Annotated in this window: 17 protein-coding genes; 10 read left to right on the forward strand and 7 right to left on the reverse strand. The window is 66.9% G+C overall.

Features of this window, described 5'->3' with window-relative positions:
* Nucleotides 1-20: 20 nt before the first annotated feature.
* The 5 genes from HX774_RS05305 to HX774_RS05325 all read right to left on the reverse strand — a co-directional run bounded on the left by HX774_RS05305 (nucleotide 21) and on the right by HX774_RS05325 (nucleotide 5,367).
* Nucleotides 21-926, reverse strand: coding sequence for a manganese catalase family protein (locus tag HX774_RS05305; protein WP_178824887.1), 906 nt, complete (start codon nucleotides 924-926; stop codon nucleotides 21-23).
* A gap of 55 nt (nucleotides 927-981) precedes the next feature.
* The gene (locus tag HX774_RS05310) at nucleotides 982-1,500 is read right to left on the reverse strand and encodes a ferritin-like domain-containing protein (protein WP_178824889.1); all 519 of its coding nucleotides are present in this window, start codon (nucleotides 1,498-1,500) and stop codon (nucleotides 982-984) included.
* A 78-nt stretch (nucleotides 1,501-1,578) separates the two neighbouring features.
* Nucleotides 1,579-2,403: a cyanophycinase gene (locus HX774_RS05315; protein WP_255500085.1), complete on the reverse strand. Its 825-nt coding sequence runs from the start codon at nucleotides 2,401-2,403 to the stop codon at nucleotides 1,579-1,581.
* Nucleotides 2,396-5,179, reverse strand: coding sequence for a cyanophycin synthetase (cphA, locus tag HX774_RS05320; protein ID WP_370523344.1), 2,784 nt, complete (start codon nucleotides 5,177-5,179; stop codon nucleotides 2,396-2,398). The genes HX774_RS05315 and cphA overlap by 8 nt, the downstream gene beginning before the upstream one ends.
* Entirely contained in the window at nucleotides 5,176-5,367 is a 192-nt protein-coding gene (locus HX774_RS05325; RefSeq protein WP_178824893.1) for a hypothetical protein, read from the reverse strand. Before HX774_RS05325 ends, cphA begins: the two co-directional genes overlap by 4 nt.
* A gap of 309 nt (nucleotides 5,368-5,676) precedes the next feature.
* Between HX774_RS05325 and HX774_RS05330 the strand changes: the two genes are divergently transcribed.
* The 5 genes from HX774_RS05330 (at nucleotide 5,677) to HX774_RS05350 (ending at nucleotide 8,833) form a co-directional block, all read left to right on the forward strand.
* Nucleotides 5,677-6,441, forward strand: coding sequence for an iron-containing redox enzyme family protein (locus HX774_RS05330; protein ID WP_178824895.1), 765 nt, complete (start codon nucleotides 5,677-5,679; stop codon nucleotides 6,439-6,441).
* Nucleotides 6,441-7,364: a methyltransferase gene (locus tag HX774_RS05335; RefSeq protein WP_178824898.1), complete on the forward strand. Its 924-nt coding sequence runs from the start codon at nucleotides 6,441-6,443 to the stop codon at nucleotides 7,362-7,364. Before HX774_RS05330 ends, HX774_RS05335 begins: the two co-directional genes overlap by 1 nt.
* Before the next feature lie 94 nt (nucleotides 7,365-7,458).
* Nucleotides 7,459-7,986 carry a hemerythrin domain-containing protein gene (locus HX774_RS05340; RefSeq protein WP_178824900.1) on the forward strand — a complete coding sequence of 176 codons (528 nt, stop codon included), beginning with the start codon at nucleotides 7,459-7,461 and terminating at the stop codon, nucleotides 7,984-7,986.
* A gap of 355 nt (nucleotides 7,987-8,341) precedes the next feature.
* On the forward strand, nucleotides 8,342-8,542 hold the full coding sequence (locus HX774_RS05345) for a hypothetical protein (RefSeq protein WP_178824902.1): 201 nt from the start codon (nucleotides 8,342-8,344) through the stop codon (nucleotides 8,540-8,542).
* Nucleotides 8,543-8,623: 81 nt separating this feature from the next.
* Complete coding sequence (locus tag HX774_RS05350) at nucleotides 8,624-8,833, forward strand: hypothetical protein (protein WP_178824904.1); 210 nt, start codon at nucleotides 8,624-8,626, stop codon at nucleotides 8,831-8,833.
* Nucleotides 8,834-9,001: 168 nt separating this feature from the next.
* Here HX774_RS05350 and HX774_RS20370 read toward each other — a convergent pair whose 3' ends face one another.
* Nucleotides 9,002-9,634 (reverse strand): IPTL-CTERM sorting domain-containing protein, encoded by a 633-nt coding sequence (locus tag HX774_RS20370; protein ID WP_370523346.1) that lies wholly within the window; start codon nucleotides 9,632-9,634, stop codon nucleotides 9,002-9,004.
* A 142-nt stretch (nucleotides 9,635-9,776) separates the two neighbouring features.
* On the opposite strand from HX774_RS20370, the gene HX774_RS05365 reads away from it, so the two are divergent.
* The 5 genes from HX774_RS05365 (at nucleotide 9,777) to glf (ending at nucleotide 15,854) form a co-directional block, all read left to right on the forward strand.
* Nucleotides 9,777-10,523, forward strand: a complete 747-nt coding sequence (locus HX774_RS05365) for a Crp/Fnr family transcriptional regulator (protein WP_255500108.1) — start codon at nucleotides 9,777-9,779, stop codon at nucleotides 10,521-10,523.
* A gap of 22 nt (nucleotides 10,524-10,545) precedes the next feature.
* Complete coding sequence (locus HX774_RS05370) at nucleotides 10,546-10,734, forward strand: hypothetical protein (RefSeq protein WP_178824911.1); 189 nt, start codon at nucleotides 10,546-10,548, stop codon at nucleotides 10,732-10,734.
* A gap of 143 nt (nucleotides 10,735-10,877) precedes the next feature.
* Nucleotides 10,878-11,885 carry a UDP-glucose 4-epimerase GalE gene (galE, locus tag HX774_RS05375; RefSeq protein ID WP_178824913.1) on the forward strand — a complete coding sequence of 336 codons (1,008 nt, stop codon included), beginning with the start codon at nucleotides 10,878-10,880 and terminating at the stop codon, nucleotides 11,883-11,885.
* Complete coding sequence (locus HX774_RS05380) at nucleotides 11,875-13,422, forward strand: glycoside hydrolase (RefSeq protein WP_178824915.1); 1,548 nt, start codon at nucleotides 11,875-11,877, stop codon at nucleotides 13,420-13,422. Before galE ends, HX774_RS05380 begins: the two co-directional genes overlap by 11 nt.
* A gap of 29 nt (nucleotides 13,423-13,451) precedes the next feature.
* Nucleotides 13,452-15,854 (forward strand): UDP-galactopyranose mutase, encoded by a 2,403-nt coding sequence (glf, locus tag HX774_RS05385; protein ID WP_255500111.1) that lies wholly within the window; start codon nucleotides 13,452-13,454, stop codon nucleotides 15,852-15,854.
* 285 nt (nucleotides 15,855-16,139) lie between these two features.
* Here the strand turns inward: glf and HX774_RS05390 are convergent, their stop codons facing one another.
* Complete coding sequence (locus HX774_RS05390) at nucleotides 16,140-17,465, reverse strand: NAD(P)/FAD-dependent oxidoreductase (RefSeq protein WP_370523345.1); 1,326 nt, start codon at nucleotides 17,463-17,465, stop codon at nucleotides 16,140-16,142.
* Between the last annotated feature and the right edge of the window lie 35 nt (nucleotides 17,466-17,500).

Here is a 17,500-nt window from a genome sequence, read left to right on the forward strand (position 1 = left end):
CCGAGGCTCCCCAGAACCCGTCAGGCCTCAGCCTCCATAGGCGTGGTGCGCCCGGCGCCAGGACCAGCGCCGAGATCGGCTCCAGTGATTGGATTGGCTGAAGGATCGGACTGGGTGCGGGACCCGAAGGCCTCAACCGTCTTCTTGTCAGCCGGCGACAGCTTGACCGAGGCGTCGCCCGCGCCGCCGTCCACCGCCGCCTGGGCTTCGCGTTCGTCGACGACCTCCCACTGCTCGCCCTCGTTCCAAGACCCGCGCGCATCCCCCTCTCCCTGGGACATGTTGTAGTATTTGTCGGCGAAGTCAGGATGACCGGGAAGCTTGCCCGGCGGGAAGTTGGCGGGGATGGCGTAGAGCGCCTTCTCGAAGGATTTCTGGTGGGCGACTTCCCGTGTCATGAGGAAGGTCAGGGCGTCCTTGATGCCCGCATCATCGGTGACGTTGATCAGCCGTTCATAGACAATCTTGGCCCGGGATTCAGCCGCGATATTGGAGCGAAGGTCGCAGGCCGGATCACCGATCGAGTCGATGTAGGCCGCCGTCCAAGGCACGCCGGCGGAGTTGATCAGGGCCGTGCCGCCGCCGTAGAGGATGGACATCGTGTGGCTTTCGCCGCCCGAGGTCATGCTGGCGTAGAGGTCCGCCTCTTCCTCGGCGGCTTCCGCGAGCTTGCCCTTTGCCCCGCGATTGAGCATGGCGACGATGGAGCCGATGATCTCGAGATGGCTCAGTTCCTCAGTGGCGATATCCATCAGCAGGTCGCGGCGACCCACGTCCTCGTCGGCCAGCCCCTGGGTGAAGTAGCGCATGGCGGCGGCCAGCTCCCCCTGGGGACCGCCGAACTGTTCCAGCATGAGCGTGGCCAGGGCGGGATTGGGTTCAGCGACCCGAACCGTATACATCAGCTTCTTGTTATGCATGAACATGGGACAGACATCCTTTTGATGACAATGGAAATGATGTCGAGGTGGACATGGCAGTTCAGCGGCTGGCGTTTTCGCCGGCGCGCCTCAACTCGAGGTGCTTCTCAACCAACAGGGGCAGGCTTTCGTCGACCCAGCGCGCCATGCGCAGCTCCTCCTCCAGGGTGGCCTTGAGAGGGTCGTAAGCCGCCGCATAGCCTCCGCTCTCGGCCAGCAGGATCAGGGCCCGATAGGAGGCCGCCTCAAAATTCTCGAAGGCGTAGTTGGCGAAGGCGTTCTTCAGAATCTCGTCTTCGGCGAAGCTGTGGCCGATGGCCGCCAGATTGCCGCCGAGCGACAGCGCGGCGTCCTTCAGCCCGGACGGCGTCTCGTCGAAGCCGGCTAGCAAGCTCTCCAGACGGACGATCTGTCCCTCGGTCTCGAGACGGTGGGCTTTCAGCCTGTCGGCGACCTCGGTGAAGTTCAGGGCCCGCTCGATCTGGCGATCCATCAGGGCCAGGGCCTGATTCTCCACCGCGTGGGCGTTCTTGAGGCCCGTAACGAAGACGTCGCGCCAGATGTCGTCTGCATTGGTCATATCGGCCTTCCTTCCTGCAATCGGTACAGAAGGCTAACCCCTCGCGACCGGCGACGGAGCCGACGTGTCGGGTTCAGGTCACTGCGGATCGTTGCTCCCGCCCTTGCCTTCCGGACAAGCACGCTGCGGACGACGGCGATCCAGGTCGAACCCGTCGCCCTGCGACAGGACGTGGAGGCGAACGTCAAACATGGACAGGGCGTCATCGGCGCCGCCCTCCGAAATATTGGAATGCGTCGCGCCCTCGCCGTCCACGACGTAGACGGCGCCGTCGCCCAGCACCCGCAGCTCTCCTTGCTCGACCACCACAGCCGTGTTTTCGTCAATCCCCAGCCCCATGAGGCGCGGATTGTGGGCCACTGCGCCCAGAAGCCGGCCGAACCTTCCCCTTTCGGCGAAATGCTGGTCGATGATGACATTGGGGAGCAGGCCGAGTCCCGGCGCCATATGCACCTCTCCGATCCGATAGGATTCCGCGCTAGGTCCCTTGACCAGCATGGTCTCGCTCATCACCGACGCCCCTGCAGAGGTTCCTGCGATGAGGCCGCCGCGCGCATGAAGATCCCGGATGCGTTGCTCGATCGGCGTGTCGCCGATCTGGCTGGCGAGCCTGAGTTGGTCGCCGCCGCTGAAGAAGACGCCGGCGGCGCCGTCAAAAACGTCGAGAAGATCCTTGTCACGGCTTTCGGCCCGATCCTCGACGTAGAGCTCGATCAGATCCCCGACGCCAAGGCCGCTGAAGCCTTTTCGATAGCTGTCGAAGTAGCCTTCGGGCTCATGGGAGGCGATGGTCGCGATCACCAGCCTGCCCCCGCCGAGACGGCGGGCCACCTCGCTGAGGATGACGCGCTCGCCGGTCTTGTCTTCATGTCCGCCGATGATGATCAGGGGGCCCTTACCCATGGGGAGGCTCCAGAACGACGCCCGGTGCATTCAGGCCCAGGGCCGAGGACGGGAAGGTGGGGCGGAAGGCCAGGATCTGCTCCCACACCGCTTCGATACGTGTCGGCGTCAGGACGACGAGGTCGCCGGGCCGCGCCGCTTCAAGGCATGCCGCCACCGCCTCCTCCTCCTTCTGCACGCCGCGAAAACGCGACCCGTCCGCTCCGCTGCGCAGCGCCCCCTCGGCGAGAAGGCGGATGACTTCTCCGGCGGGCCGGCCGCGGTTGTCGGGCGTCTCCCTGAAGACGACCTCGTCGAAGAAGCCGGCGCTGATCTCGCCCATGGCGACGATCTCCTGCGTTCGCCGGTCGCCCGGGATGCTGATCATGGCGATGACCCGTCCGCCGACGGGCCGGATCGCGGCCACAAGGGCGCCGAGCGCCCGAAGGCCGTCCGGATTGTGAGCATAGTCCATGATGACCCGGAAGCCGTGCTGATCGCAGATGTTGAGACGACCGGGATTCTGCTCGTAGCTGGATGTGAAGCTGGCCAGGGCCGGCCCGATCCGCTCCGGGGGCACGCCCACGCCGTAGCAGGCCGCCGCGGCCGCCAGGATGTTCGCCACATTGAAGACGGCTGCCCCGCCCAGGGTTGCAGGTAGGTCGGCGGCATGGCCCAGCCGGCGGCGCTCCCCCCGGTCGTGAAGTTCCAAAACCCCGCTTTCGGCGTCGTAGAGGACCGCGCTCCCCCCTTCGGCCACATGCTTGAGCAGGAAGCCCGGCGTCTCCGCGCCGCCTCGCATGGAGAACCAGCAGACCCGGCCTCCGGCATGGCGCGCCATCCGCAGGGTCAGGGGATCATCAGCGTTGAGGACGCTCAGCCCCCGACGGGACACGGCCTCCGCCACCACAGACTTGACCTTCGCCAGGTCCTCCAGCGTGTCCACGCCTTTGAGCCCCAGGTGGTCGGGCTGGACATTGAGGACGCAGCCAACGTCGCAACGGTCGAAGGCGAGCCCCTCGCGGAGGATGCCGCCTCGGGCGCACTCCAGCACTGCGACGTCCACAAGGGGGTCGTTGAGCACCATCCGGGCGCTGCGCGGGCCGCTGGCGTCGCCGGCTCGGATTCTCTCTCCGTCGACATAGACCCCGCTGGTGTTGGTCAGACCGACAACCTGGCCTTCCGCTCGCAGCACATGGGCGATCATCCGACCCACGGTCGACTTCCCATTGGTGCCCGTCACCGCGATGACGGGAATGCGGGACGGAACGCCCCGCGGGAACATCATGTCGATGATCGGCCGGGCGACGTCTCGCGCCTCGCCCTCCGAGGGCGCCAGATGCATGCGCAATCCCGGCGCCGCATTGACCTCGACCACCCCCCCGCCCGTGTCACGCACCGAGCGGCGGATGTCCGGCGCCAGAAGATCCACTCCGGCCACGTCCAGGCCCAGGGCCAGGGCGGCCCGCCGGGCGATTGCGGCGTTGGCCGGGTGAATCTCGTCGGTCCGGTCCATCGCCGTCCCGCCCGACGAGAGGTTGGCGGCGGTACGCAGCAGGACCCTTGCGCCGGGCGCGGGGACGCTCTCGGGCGACAGGCCCTGGCGGGCGAGGAGGGTCAGCGCCTCCTCGTCGAGACGGATCAGGGTCAGGCTGTTCTCATGGCCGACGCCCCGGCGCGGGTCGAGGTTGACCTGTTCGACCAGTTCGGCCACCGACCGGCGCCCGTCGCCCTCGACGCAGGGCGGCCGGCGCTCGGCGACGGCGACGACCTTCCCGTCGACCACCAGGACGCGGTAGTCCCGGCCCGGAAGCTCCTGTTCGACGATGACCCGTCGTCCATGGGGCGCGGCCAGGGCGAAGGCCTTCCTGACGGCCTCGGGCGTGTCGAGACCTGTCGTCACCCCCCTTCCGTGGTTGCCGTCGAGCGGCTTGACCACGACTCTCCCGCCCAGGCGGGCGGCGGCGGCGGCGGCCTCTTCCGCGGTGCGGACCACCTCGCCGCGCGCAGTCGGACAACCAACCGCGTCGAGCAGGGCCTTGGCCTGAGCCTTGTCGCCCGCCAGTTCGGCCGCGATCAGGCCTGTACGATCCGTCACGCTGGCGCGGAGGCGTCTTTGCCGGGCGCCCCAGCCCAGGCGCAGCAGGCTCCCGGTGTTGAGGCGTTCGACAGGAATCCCCCTCCGGCGGGCGGCGTCGACCAGGGCCTGGGTCGAGGGTCCGAACGCGGTCCGGCGCACCGCGTCCCGAAGGATCGACACCGCCGCGTCAGCGCCGACCGCACCCGGCAGACGCGAGTCCAAGCTATCCGCACAGACCCGGTCCAGACCGCCGATCCCGGCGAGGGTGTCCGGCAGGAGGGCGTCGCAAAGCTGGAGGGCCAGTCGTCCGGCCAGGAGGGCCGTGGTCTCGTCGCGATAAGTGAAAAGGATGTCGTAGACGCCCGCGCTGCCGCGCACCGAACGCGTCTTGCCGCGGGCGACAGGGGTTCCTGCGCGGGTCTGCAGTTCAAGGGCCACATGCTCCACGACGTGGCCGAACCAAGTCCCGTCGCGCAGACGACGGACAAATCCGCCCGGCTCGCCGTAACAGCATCCGTGCCGGCGCAGACCGGGAAGCCCCTCCAGCAGGCGGGTCGTGAAGTCGCCCAGCCGATCGGTCGGCCAATCCTCCATCCGCCCCAGATCCAGGCGGATCCGCGCCATGGGTCTTGCGCTGTACAGATGAGGGCCGCGGTAAAGGCTCCGCTCGAGAACCTGCATCGGCCGCTCTCCGGTCGCCGTCGTCATCGTGCTCATGCAGCCAGCTCGCGCGGCGCTTCCTCGGTCAATCCGCGCACCAGGGCGCGAACCACCATGGCCGCGGCCACGGCGCGCGACGGGGCTTGACCGTCGACAAGGGCCGCTCCGTCTCCTGGGTCCGTCACGGCCCAGATCCAGATCTCTCCGACCTGGCTGATCGTCCATCCAAATCCAGCCTGTTTCATTCGGCGCCTCCCTGAAGGACTGGATGAACCGACTGTCCCGAACCCAGTTCCACTGTCTGAAACCCGACACGGAGGCAGGGATTTCACGGCCTCGCACCCCTTCGGGAACCCTGGGTCGCGGCAAGGCGTATGGCAGTCCCCAAGTCACAGGAGCCTTTCATGTCGCCAGAGGGTCCAGCCCCGCTCCCCGCCCCCGAACCCTCGGACCCGGCGGGTTTTCATCGCCGGTTGGCGCACTGGAACCACCGTCGCCTCGCCCCAGCCACGCCGCGCCCTGCCTGGCGTGACGACCTCCGCCACGATGCGGAGATGATGCTGGTCGAGGGCGAATTCATCGAACGCGCACGGGCCGAGGCCGCGCCCTGGCTCGCCGACCTTCCTTCCACCGCCGACGCCTTCGTCGCCTGGTTCGAGGCGCTCAAGGGATTCGGCCCCGGCGAGACGGATCCGCTCTTTCCCTGGCTGGCCGAGACGGCGTCGATAGAGGAGATGCGCTGGTTCCTGCTCCAGGAGGTGGCCGGTGAAGCCGGGTTCGAGGATCTCGTGGCTATGGCCCAGGTCAAGATGCCGGCCCGTCCCAAGCTCGAATTGGCGCGCAACTATTGGGACGAGATGGGTCGCGGGTCGGAGGCCGGCATGCACGGCCCCATGCTGGACCGTCTCGCTGCGGCGCTCGACCTCAATCCCAGGATCGATGAGACGGTCTGGCCGTCCCTCGCGCTCGGCAATACCCTCGTCGCCTTCTCCACCCAGAGACGCTACGCCTATCACGCTCTCGGGGCCCTGGGAGCGGTCGAGCTCACGGCACCCTGGAGAGCCGCCCATGTGGCGGAGGGGCTGAAACGACTCGGCGTCGGCGTGGAGCGCAAGTACTTCGCCCTTCACGCCACCCTGGACATCGCTCATTCCGAAGCCTGGAACGAGGAAGTGCTTCGTCCGCTTGCGGCGGAGCGGCCGGAGTGCGTCCGGGCCCTGGCCGAAGGTGCGATCATGCGGCTGATGGCGGGGGCCCGCTGTTTCGAGGCTTACCGGACCCATCTCTGGGGCGCCTCGCCCCTACGTCGCTCCGCGTGATGGCGCAGGCCTTCACGGCCCCCGACCTCGCCCTGCTGGATCTTCTTTCTCGCCTGGACGCCGTCGGATACGATTTCGTTTCGCCTACCCCGGCCACCCATGGCGTGGTCGCGCGACGACAACGGGCGGGAGGGAAGAACATCCTTCGGGACATTCTCGGCTGGGGCCGGGCCTTTGATCCCCAAACCGCGCCCGCTTGGCTTCTGGACGTTCTGACGGAGGCCGACGCCCTCAAGGAAGACGCCGACGGCTTGCGCGCCCGGCTTCGCGTGAGCCGGTTGGACGGTCGCCTTCACCTGCATTCCGCCTCCTCCGCGGACGACCAGGCCGTCTTCCTGGGCCCCGACAGCTATCGCTACGTCCGTTTCCTGCGCCACGCCCTGTCCGGCGCCGCATGGAGAAAGGCCCTCGAGATAGGGGTGGGCGCCGGGGCCGGAGCTCTCGCGATCGCCGCCCTCAATCCGCAAGCCGCTGTCGTCGCCACCGACATCAATTCCCAAGCCCTTCGCCTCTGCCGTCTCAACGCCCGGCACGCCGATCTTCAGGTCGATCTCCGCCCAGGCGGCTTTCCCGTTGAGGGCGTCTGGGACCTGATCGCGGCCAACCCGCCTTACATGGAGGGCCGCAGCGGACGACTGTACCGCGACGGCGGCGGTCAGTACGGGGCGGAAGTCGCCCTGGGCTGGGCAGGCGAAGCCCTTTCCCGTCTCGCGCCCGGCGGCCGCCTCCTGCTCTATACCGGCGCCCCGGTCGTGGCCGGCGAAGATGTGGTGCGGGCCGCCCTCACGAGCCTGGCGCGCCGGCGCGGGGCGCATCTGGTCTATGAGGAGATTGATCCTGACGTCTTCGGGGCCAGCCTCGCTCGGCCCGCCTACGCCGAGGTTGAACGCATCGCCGCCGTCGGCGCCGTGGTCACCGTCTGACGGCTGCTTCTCCGCTGTGTCGGCTTCCGGTCTCAGCCGACCGGCCTGTTCGCGGATCGTTAGGCCTGTCTGAAGCCATAGGGAGAAGAACGACATGTCCGTCATCGACAAGGCCATCGCCGCCATCACGCCAGCACCTTCGGCGGAAAAGAGGGCGGAAGCCACGGCGGCGGCGCGTGAGGTCGCAGTGGCCGGGGACTGGCTGTCTACAGCCCTGGATCACCATGAAGCGATCAGGACGGCGTTCCGGGCCGGTCGAGAGGCGGCCTCGGGCGCGGAGCGTCTGACGGCGCGCGGCGCCCTGGCCCTTGTCCTCAATGGTCACAGCCTCGCGGAGGAACTGGTTCTTTATCCAGCCATGGCCCGCCACGGCCACAAGGGCCAGGCCGGCCTGGCCTATAGCGAGCAGACCGCCGCCAAGATGCAGATGGCGGAACTTGAGACCATTGCGCCGGATTCGGAGGCATGGCTCGACAAGTGGGAGCATGTCGAGGGCGCCGTCCTGACCCATATGTATGAGGAAGAGCACGGTTGGTTTCTCCTCCTGAAGGCTCATGCCGAGGACCAGGACCGATTGAAGTTCCGCTACCTCCAGGAATTCGATCGCTACGTCGGCGCATGACCCCCGCACGTCGCTCCCCGGCTCCGGACACCCTGCGGGAGGCCGCCCCGCCTGTGATCATAGACATGACGATGATCTGGAATTCGAGAGCGCCGCGGGAATCCTGGAACAGGCCGAAGCCCCGAGCCTTGTCATGCGATCTCCGCGCGACCGTCCGTCGTTGCGGCGCTCCGGCCATCGGGGTCAATGACAACTTCGGGCGACGGTTTGAAGACCGGCGGCAGATCGTCGAGCGCGCGTGTCGCCGCGGAGCGCGGGGAGCCTCCATCTCCTGGCGTCTGGCGTCTGGCGTCTGGCGTCTGGCGTCTGGCGTGGTCCTCCCTCATGCGCCCTTCGCCGATCGAGGAGAAAAGATATGGCCAAGCTTATGGCAATCGCATCGAATGATGGCGGTAAGGTCTGGATCAGCCCAGAGCATGTCATCAAGCTCGCAACGCTGGGCGTGGGCCGAACGGTCTTGACGCTCACATCAGGCGAGACGTTCGAAATCGGCGGCGATCTTGATGATATCGCTGATGCGGTGAACCGTAATCGCGCCGACGCCATTCATCCCTGATGCAGCCCTTCCCCTAGGGTCGAATATGGTCAGGAACGAAGCGAGCGAAGGCCGTTTTGGGTTAGCCGATAAGAGGACCGGATGAGCGAAACGCAAACCAGCAGCGCCGCCTTGATCCTTCGAGCGGGCAAGGTCCGCATCGCGTCGCGCATTAATCTGTCCAATGGCGGGCTGCTGGCGGTTGGAGGGCTTGTATCCAGCATACTCGTGTCGACGGCGGCCCTGGTCTGGGTTTCGACCAACGTCGCCCGCCGGCATCCCGTGGCGACGGGGTTGCTGCACCGACGTTAGCCACGAAAAAGGCCCGCCGTTTCCGGAGGGCCTTGGGATTACTTGGGCTTCTTCGAGCCGCCGGCCGGGATCTTGTCGATCAGACCCTTCATGCTTGGGTTGGATGCGTTGGTCTTCGGCTGGGCCTTCTTGGCCTTCCCCTTGGATTCTTTCACGTCGTCGTGCCTTTCATGTGCGGGGAAGGCTATCAGCCCTGGCCCCGGCAAATGAGGCCGAACTGTCCCGTTTCAGAATGAGCCGTGCGGCATATGGCCCGGGTTGCGCGACGCGCCGCCGTCGAACTAGGGCGGCCGCCACGCCGAACAGGGCAAGCGCCAGAATGATCATGGCCCACTCCGACATTGTCGGGATCGCCGCCACCCTCAGGACGAGATGCAGGGTGCTTTCTTTCTGGATGTTCTCGTCTTGGAGCGTGCCGCCGTCCTGCAGCGGCCTGCCGGCGAAGATCAGAATCTGCTCGGGGGGGTTGGAAGCCCTCCTTGTCCTGGATTTTTTGACCTTCGCGGCCTCGATCGAGACGCTCGACTCAACGTCAAGCGTGATCGTCTCACCGGTCGATGTCGTTGGCGAAGAGTTGCAAGCTTTGAGAGAACACAGGCTGGCGCGCCAGCGGTCCGGTCGCCGACGCCCACATGCGTTCCCATGACCTTTGGGCGCCCCGCGACGATCTCGCCCCGTCTCGCCCTGGGCGATTGGCCTCGGCCCTGGGCATACTCTCCGACGGGCCAGGCGCCGACACCCGTCCGGCAGCCAGTCTCGACGCGGCGTTCCGGAACAGCAGCGCTTCGACCGGCGCTTGATTTCAACTTTCGGCCAGCGCGAAACACGCGAAAAACCAACCTATGTGAAGAACTGAGCGCCGAAGCCATGCTGTTGGTCGAAGGCCATGAAGAATCAGTTGGATATAGGTCTTGAAGCACGGCTCACCGCTCCCCTTGAGCGTATGCTGGCCAGCTTCGCCCCGGTAGGGATCGAGGGGACGGCCCTGATCCGCACCAGCTTCACGAGCGCCCCACAGCAGCAGCCGTCCGGCGCCGCCATTCCCATGGACCCCGAGCGCAACCAGGCCCGACTGGTAGCGAGCGGCTGGATCGCGAGGGGCGCCATGCTGAACGACGGACGCCGTCAGATTGTCGGTCTCAGCCTGCCGGGCGACGTGATCGTGGCTTCGGGTTCGGTGGACGCCGATCTCCAGGTCTGGGCCTTGACCGAAATCGTCACGGTGGACGCGACCGCCTTCTGGACCATGCTTTCTGAACCCGGGGCCCTGGCCTCCCCGCTGAAGGAAGCCTGGCGGCGCTGCCGGACAGCCGAGCGGCTTCGAATGGCGCGCCAGGTCATCCGGCTCGGACGGCTCAACGCCTACGAACGTACGGCCCACTTGCTCCTCGAGCTGCACGAGCGGCAGGTCCGTCTGGGGTCAGCGCGCGGCGGCGCCCTCCACCTTCCCCTGACCCAGGACGTGCTCGCCGACATCCTGGGCCTGAGCGCGGTCCACATGAACCGTACGCTGCAGCAGCTTCGACGCAACGTCCTCGTCGACTACAGGACAGGACGCACCGTGCTGCAGGATCTGGCTGGCCTCGTCCAGGCGGCCAACCTCAGCGCGGTTTGCGGGCCGCTCATTCCTGCGCCCTTCCAACACCCCGGAGCGACCGGAACCGGTCGGTCCTCGGACGGGTTGACCTGAAGCCTTTGCAAGCGAGGACCCCATGACCCGCCCCCCTGACAAGCTGATCCGCCCGCACCCCGAGGACAATACCGACCCCACGGTGACGGCGCCGGCCCGTACGGACGGACGGTCAGACGGTCTTGAGGAAAAGAAGCCCGTCCGGATTTTCCGCGCGGGTCAGAACGCTGGCGGCGACACCCGCTCCACGGCGGCCGCGACCCGGACCTAGGGTCGCGTCGCCGGCGCCCATGTGCGCACGCTCTGTCGCCGCAGCTCCGTCTTAGCCCATGACGAGGGCGGCCAAGTCGTGGATCGGACACTGGCAACAACAGGGCGGCCGCGTCCCTTCCCCTCTGGCAACGGAGGACTCTGATGAAACCCATACTGGTGACGGGCGGCGCGGGCTACATCGGCGCGCATGCCTGCAAGGCGCTCGCAGCCGCCGGCTTCGAACCCGTGGTGTTCGACGATCTGAGCAACGGCCATCGCGACGCGGTCAGATACGGCCCCCTGGTTACGGGAGACGTGCGCGACAGCGCCGCCCTGAGCACCTGCATGAAGCGGCATGGCGTGCAGGGCGTGATCCACTTCGCCGGCCTGATCGAGGTGGGTCGATCCGTCCAGGATCCGGCGACCTTCTGGGACGTGAACCTCAACGGAGTCGCTTCGGTCCTCGCCGCCATGCGCGCCAACGGCGTGCGGCGGATCGTTTTCTCTTCCACCGCCGCCGTCTACGGCCAGGCCGGCGCCGGGCTTCTGGATGAAACGGCGCCGGCGCCTCCCATCAATCCCTACGGCGACAGCAAGCTGGCGGCCGAACGTCTGATCGCCGCCCATGCCCGCGCCCATGGCGTGGAAGGCGTAGCCTTACGCTATTTCAACGCCTCGGGTGCGGACCCGGAGGGAGAGCTCGGCGAGGCCCATCAACCCGAGAGCCATCTGATCCCCCTGGCCCTTGAAGCCGCGCTTGGCTTCGGTCCTCCGCTCAAGGTCTTCGGCCTGGACTTCCCGACGCGCGACGGCGCCTGCGTGCGAGATTTCATCCATGTCGCCGACCTCGCGCGCGCGCACGTCGCGGCCCTCACGGTCCCGGTCGATGAAGCCGGTTTCCTCGCGATGAATCTCGGACTGGGCAGGGGGCTGTCGGTGCTGGAGGTCATCGCGGCCGTGGAGCGGACGACCGGCCGCCCCGTGCCCTGGGAAGCCGTGCCGCGGCGCGCCGGTGATCCTCCTGTCCTCGTGGCGGAACCAGGCCTGGCGCGGCGTCGCCTGGACTGGACGCCGAGGCTTACGACGATTGACGACATCGTCGAAACCGCCCTGGCCTGGCGGCTGAATCCACGCTTCGGCCCCGCCGCCGCCCACGCCCATGTCGCCTGAACAAAAGCCGCTGGAAATCTGGGGCGGTCACGAATGCTCATTGAACCGGGTCGGCGAGACGTTTCGAGATCAGACCGTCCTGAGCGGACATGAGGAAAGGGAGGACGATCTGGACCGGTTCGCCGCTCTCGGTCTCAAGGCGCTGCGCTATCCTCTCCTGTGGGAAAGAACGGAACTCTCGCCGGGCGTCCTCGACTGGAGCTGGGCGGATCGGAGGCTTGGCCGCATACAGGCCCTGGGCATGGGCGTGACCGCCGGCCTGGTACATCACGGGTCGGGGCCGGCCTGGACCGATCTCCTGGACCCGGACTTCGCATCGGGTCTGGCGCGCTTCGCGGGCGCGGCTGCAAGGCGTTATCCCTGGATCCGGGACTGGTGCCCGGTGAACGAACCCCTGACCACTGCGCGTTTCAGCACCCTTTACGGCCTGTGGCATCCCCATCTTCGAGACGAACGGTCTTTCTGGCTCGCCCTCCTTAATCAGGTCGACGCCGTGCGCGGCGCCATGCGCGAGATCCGGCGGACCATACCGGAGGCCCGACTGATCCAGACCGAGGATTTCGGCCGGACCTTCGCCACGCCGCCCTGCCAGGACCAGGCTGATCATGAGAACCGTCGGAGGCTGATGACCTGGGACCTGCTCTGCGGACGGGTGACGCCCGAGCACGATCTTTACCCCCGTCTCGCCCACATGGGATTGGGCCCTCGTCTGGACGCCATCTCAGCCGATCCCTGTCCCCCGGTGATCGGCCTCAATCACTACCTCACCAGTGATCGTCTTCTGGACCACCGGCTGGACCGCTATCCCGCGTCGCTTCATGGCGGAAACGGACGCCTCGCTTACGCAGACGTCGAGGCGGTGCGTGTCATTGACCCCGCCCCGCCGGGCTGGAGCGCTCATCTGCAAGCACTCTGGCGCCGCTACCGCAGACCCATCATCGTCACCGAATGCCACCTCGGCTGCACCCGCGAAGAACAGTTGCGCTGGCTCCACGAATGCTGGTCGGCGGCGCTGGACGTCCGCCGGTCGGGGGCGAAGGTGGAGGCCGTGACCGTCTGGAATCTCCTGGGCAGCTTCGATTGGGACAGTCTCCTGACTCGCGCGGACGGCCGCTACGAGACTGGCGTCTTCGACATCTCGGAAGGCGCCCCTCGTAAAACGGCCCTGGCGGCGCTCGTGAGGGACCTGGCCCTGGATGGCGACACCGATATGGCGCTCGCAACCGAGACCGGGTGGTGGCGGCGCCCGCAACGTCTGCTCTACCCGCCGCCAAGATCCGGGTCCCTGTCCTGTCGGCCACGGGAGGCGGCCCCCTTGCAGGCCATTGCCTGCCAGGACGCGCACCCTGAACTCCTGGCGGAGTGCGAACGTCGAGGATTGCGTCTGGACGGCGCCGACGACGGCGCGGCCTGGCGCTTCGTCGCTTCAGAGACGCCGACGCGCCGAGCTCTGGATCTATTGATCGACCAGCGCCTGTCCCGGGACTCTGTGCCCTCGACCCGACACAGGGATACGGGCGGCGGTCGTAGGGTTTGATCAAGGCTCCTTTTTTGAAGAAAGCCGCCATGACCCAGACTTCCGCCGCCTCCGCCGCCGATGTTCTTGATCTTCCACACGCGCGACGAGATCCCGTCGTCTGCCTCTCCCATCTGCGGTGGAACTTTGTCTTCCAGCGGCCTCAGCATCTCATGGCCCGGTTCGCCCGGACCCGGCCGGTCGTCTTCCTGGAAGAGGCCCTGCCTGCAGATCCCGGCGCTCCGGTCGGCCTCGACGTTCGGGCATGCCCCGACACCGGCGTGCTGGTGGCCACGCCCCGACTTCCGCATGGCGTCGACGGGCCCTGTCGTGACGCTGTCGTGCGACAGCTGCTCGACGACCTTCTCGCCGACCGCGCGCTGAGCCGTCCCGTGCTTTGGTACTACACACCGATGATGTTGCCGGTCGCGAGACATATCGAAGCCGCCGCCGTGGTGTTTGACTGCATGGACGAGCTTTCCGCCTTCCGTTTCGCCCCGCCGGAACTCCGAATTCTGGAGGCGGAGTTGATGAGCGCGGCGGACGTGGTTTTCACCGGCGGCTACAGCCTCTTCGAAGCCAGGCGGAACCGGCACGCCAATATCCATCCCTTCCCTTCCAGCGTCGACGTCCCTCACTTCGCACGGGCGCGCGAGGCCGGACGCGATCATCCGGCTCAGGCGGATCTGCCCGGGCCGCGGCTCGGCTTCTACGGGGTCATCGACGAGCGCATGGATCTGGACCTCATCGCGGCGGTCGCCGACGCACGGCCGCATTGGTCGCTCGTCTTCGTGGGTCCGGTCGTCAAGATCGACCAGGCCGACCTGCCCCGGCGTCCTAATGTGCATTACCTGGGCCTGAGGACCTATGATGAGCTCCCGGACCTTTTGGCGGGATGGGACGTGGCGCTCATGCCTTTCATGATCAATGAGTCCACCCGTTTCATCAGTCCGACGAAGACACCCGAGTATCTCGCGGGCGGTCGCCCGGTGGTCTCGACCCCGGTCGCCGACGTGGTGCGGCATTACGGGACTCTGAAGGGCGTCCACATCGCCGAAGGCGCCGACGCCTTCTTGGCCGGTTGTGACGCAGCCCTGGCTCAAAGGGACGACGCGTCGTGGCTGGAGGAGGCCGACGCCGCTCTATCGCACCTGTCATGGGACCAGACCCAGGCCCGGATGGCGGTCATGGTCGACAGGGCCGCTGCCCTCCGCGAACCCCTCACGGGCGGCGTCGCACATCGCCCATGCTCCACCGGTCCCGGCTCCATTCGCGCCCCTGAATCCCCCTTCATCCGTCCATCAAACCGGGCGTCTCACTACGACGCCCTTGTCGTCGGCGCCGGCTTCGCGGGTTCAGTCATGGCCGAACGCCTGGCCTCAAGCGGACGACGGGTCCTCCTGGTCGATCGCCGTTCCCACATCGGCGGCAACGCCTACGACGAACAAGATGCGGCGGGCGTTCTGGTCCACCGGTACGGTCCCCACATCTTCCACACCAACTCGGCCGAGGTGTTCGACTATCTCTCGCGTTTCACACCCTGGCGGCCTTATGAACATCGGGTTCTGGCGCGAGTGGGGGAACGCCTCGTGCCCATGCCTATCAACCGGACGACGCTCAATCTGCTCTACGGCCTGGACCTCAGGTCCGACGAGCAGGCCGAGGCCTATCTGGCGTCGCAGGCTGAGCCGGTGGACAAGGTGGTTACGTCCGAGGATGTCGTGGTTTCTGCGGTCGGCCGGGAGCTCTACGAGACCTTCTTCCGCGGCTACACCCGCAAGCAGTGGGGCCTGGACCCTTCGCAGCTAGACCGTTCCGTGACGGCGCGCGTCCCGACGCGAACCAATACCGACGACCGCTATTTCACTGACGCCTTCCAGGCCATGCCCCTGCACGGCTATACTCGGCTGTTCGAGAACATGCTGGATCACCCCAATATCCGGGTGGAGACGGGTGTGGACTTCAGGGATGTCGAGGCCGAGGTGCTCTACGACCATCTGGTCTTCACGGGGCCTATCGACGAGTTCTTCGACCACTGTTACGGGCCGCTGCCCTACCGGTCGCTGCAGTTCCGCCACGAAACGCTTCAGCTGGAGACCTTCCAGCCTGCCGCCGTCGTCAACTACCCCGATGAGGCGGCGCCCTATACCCGGGTGACGGAGTACAAGCACCTGACGGGCCAGTCGCATCCCTGCACCAGCATCAGCTATGAATACCCCTGCGACGACGGCGACCCCTATTATCCGGTCCCCCGCCCCGAGAACCAGGCGCGCTTCAAGCAGTACGAGGCGCTCGCCCTCGCGCGGCGCGACGTCAGCTTCGTGGGCCGCCTCGCCACCTATCGCTACTACAACATGGATCAGGTGACCGGACAGGCTCTGGCCGCCTTCCGTCGACTGACAAGGGCCTCCGTCGCTACAGGTCTGACGGCAAGTCCGGGTATCCGGGCCTGACGCCCCGTCTTCGGCCAGGCCTGTGTCTTCCGCCTCCACCGACGGAAACCCTCATTCTAACCCATGTTATTGGACCGCCTCCTGTTCCGGGGCGAGGATGGCTCCATGTCGAGAGCGGAATCCAGACCGAGACGACCGAACGGCTTTATTAACCGGGTGCTGGCCTTCATCTTCGGCCCGACGCCGCTGATGCGCCGCCCCGGCAGGAGCAGGAACCGCATTTCACGCGGCGACGACCGGCGCGCCTGAGCGCTGAGCCCTTCGACCGACCTGCACGCCATCGCGTCAGTGCAGCTTGAGCCGCCCCGATACACGGCGATGGGCCAGCCGGCTCAAGGCGAGCAGGATGGTTCTGCGCAGCCCGACGACAACCCGGTGGTGTTGGAGGTGAAGCGCCATATAGGCCCAGCGCGCGAGAAGGCCCTCGATCAGGAAATCAGGTCCGACGAGGCCTCCCATCAGCGAGCCCAGTCCATGATCAGGGCCAAGGGAAATGAGCGCCCCCCTGTCGTGGTACTGAAAGGGTCCGGGATCCCCGGGCCGCGTCAGAGCTCTCGCCAGATAGGCGGCCTCCTGAGACGCAGCCTGGGCCCTAGCCGGAACCGCTTGGCCTTCGGGTCCGGGCGCCTCTGCGCAGTCGCCTATGGCGTAGACGCCCGGAGCGGAAGCACGGAGCCGGTCGTCCACGATGAACTGATTAAGCCGGCCGGTGGCCAGGCCGAACGTCCTGTTGATGTCAGCCGCCTGGACGCCGGCGGCCCACACGATCAGGTCGGCCGGTATCTCGCCCACGCTGGTCTCAAGGCCGTCGGCCCGCACCCGCGTCACGCGCGCCCCGACGGCGAGCTTGACGCCGCGCGCCCGCAGCGCCCGAGCCGCCTTGTCGGCGACCGCCTCAGACAAGCCGCCGAGGATGCGAGGCGCGGCTTCTGCTATCGTCACCTCCAACGTGAAGCGCTCAGTCGGGTCGAGCGCCGCCGACAGGACCGCGTGTCCCTCCAGAAGCTCGGTTGCGAGTTCCACCCCGGTCGCGCCGGCCCCGACTATGGCGATCCTGAGCAAACGGCGACCGTCATAGGCGGATGACAGGAAGAGCGCGGCGAGGCGCCTGTGAAAAGCCTCAGCATCCGCGACGTCCTCCAGCATACAGGCGTGTTCCGCCGCTCCCGGGGTGTCGAATAGATGACTTCCAGCGCCGATCGCCAAGACCAGGCGCTCGAAATCCATCGAACGCGCCTCGATCAAGAGACTGCCATCGACGTCACGCGTTTCGGCCAGACGCAGGCGGCGCGCGACGGGATCTAGGCCTTCGACCTCGCCGAGCACGAACCTGAAATGATTGCGCCGCGCAAGCATCAGATAGTCGAGGCCTTCCTGCCGCGAGTCCAGCGACCCCGCTGCAACCTCATGGAGGGAGGGCTTCCACAGATGGAAGATCGCCCGGTCTATGAGGAGCACCCTTCGGGGTCCTTCCAGAGGGCCTAGACGGCGCCCAAGACGGGCGGCGAGCTCCAGGCCGCCAGCGCCGCCGCCCACGATCACGGTCTGGTTCTGCATGCTCAAACAACCCACGCCGTCTTCAGGGGTTGCGAAAAGACCAGCGCCCGCCACACGCCCTAGGTCCGCCGGGTTGCCTTCGACCGCCA

It is taken from the genome of Brevundimonas sp. P7753, assembly GCF_013386595.1.
Lineage (GTDB): Bacteria > Pseudomonadota > Alphaproteobacteria > Caulobacterales > Caulobacteraceae > Brevundimonas > Brevundimonas bullata.

Excerpts from the sequence above, each read along its gene's own strand:
- HX774_RS05305 (WP_178824887.1), bottom strand. The coding sequence starts at position 926 with ATGTTCATGCATAACAAGAAGCTGATGTATACGGTTCGGGTCGCTGAA.
- HX774_RS05310 (WP_178824889.1), bottom strand. The coding sequence starts at position 1,500 with ATGACCAATGCAGACGACATCTGGCGCGACGTCTTCGTTACGGGCCTC.
- HX774_RS05315 (WP_255500085.1), bottom strand. The coding sequence starts at position 2,403 with ATGGGTAAGGGCCCCCTGATCATCATCGGCGGACATGAAGACAAGACC.
- cphA (WP_370523344.1), bottom strand. The coding sequence starts at position 5,179 with ATGAGCACGATGACGACGGCGACCGGAGAGCGGCCGATGCAGGTTCTC.
- HX774_RS05325 (WP_178824893.1), bottom strand. The coding sequence starts at position 5,367 with ATGAAACAGGCTGGATTTGGATGGACGATCAGCCAGGTCGGAGAGATC.
- HX774_RS05330 (WP_178824895.1), top strand. The coding sequence starts at position 5,677 with ATGATGCTGGTCGAGGGCGAATTCATCGAACGCGCACGGGCCGAGGCC.
- HX774_RS05335 (WP_178824898.1), top strand. The coding sequence starts at position 6,441 with ATGGCGCAGGCCTTCACGGCCCCCGACCTCGCCCTGCTGGATCTTCTT.
- HX774_RS05340 (WP_178824900.1), top strand. The coding sequence starts at position 7,459 with ATGTCCGTCATCGACAAGGCCATCGCCGCCATCACGCCAGCACCTTCG.
- HX774_RS05345 (WP_178824902.1), top strand. The coding sequence starts at position 8,342 with ATGGCCAAGCTTATGGCAATCGCATCGAATGATGGCGGTAAGGTCTGG.
- HX774_RS05350 (WP_178824904.1), top strand. The coding sequence starts at position 8,624 with ATGAGCGAAACGCAAACCAGCAGCGCCGCCTTGATCCTTCGAGCGGGC.
- HX774_RS05365 (WP_255500108.1), top strand. The coding sequence starts at position 9,777 with ATGCTGGCCAGCTTCGCCCCGGTAGGGATCGAGGGGACGGCCCTGATC.
- HX774_RS05370 (WP_178824911.1), top strand. The coding sequence starts at position 10,546 with ATGACCCGCCCCCCTGACAAGCTGATCCGCCCGCACCCCGAGGACAAT.
- galE (WP_178824913.1), top strand. The coding sequence starts at position 10,878 with ATGAAACCCATACTGGTGACGGGCGGCGCGGGCTACATCGGCGCGCAT.
- HX774_RS05380 (WP_178824915.1), top strand. The coding sequence starts at position 11,875 with ATGTCGCCTGAACAAAAGCCGCTGGAAATCTGGGGCGGTCACGAATGC.
- glf (WP_255500111.1), top strand. The coding sequence starts at position 13,452 with ATGACCCAGACTTCCGCCGCCTCCGCCGCCGATGTTCTTGATCTTCCA.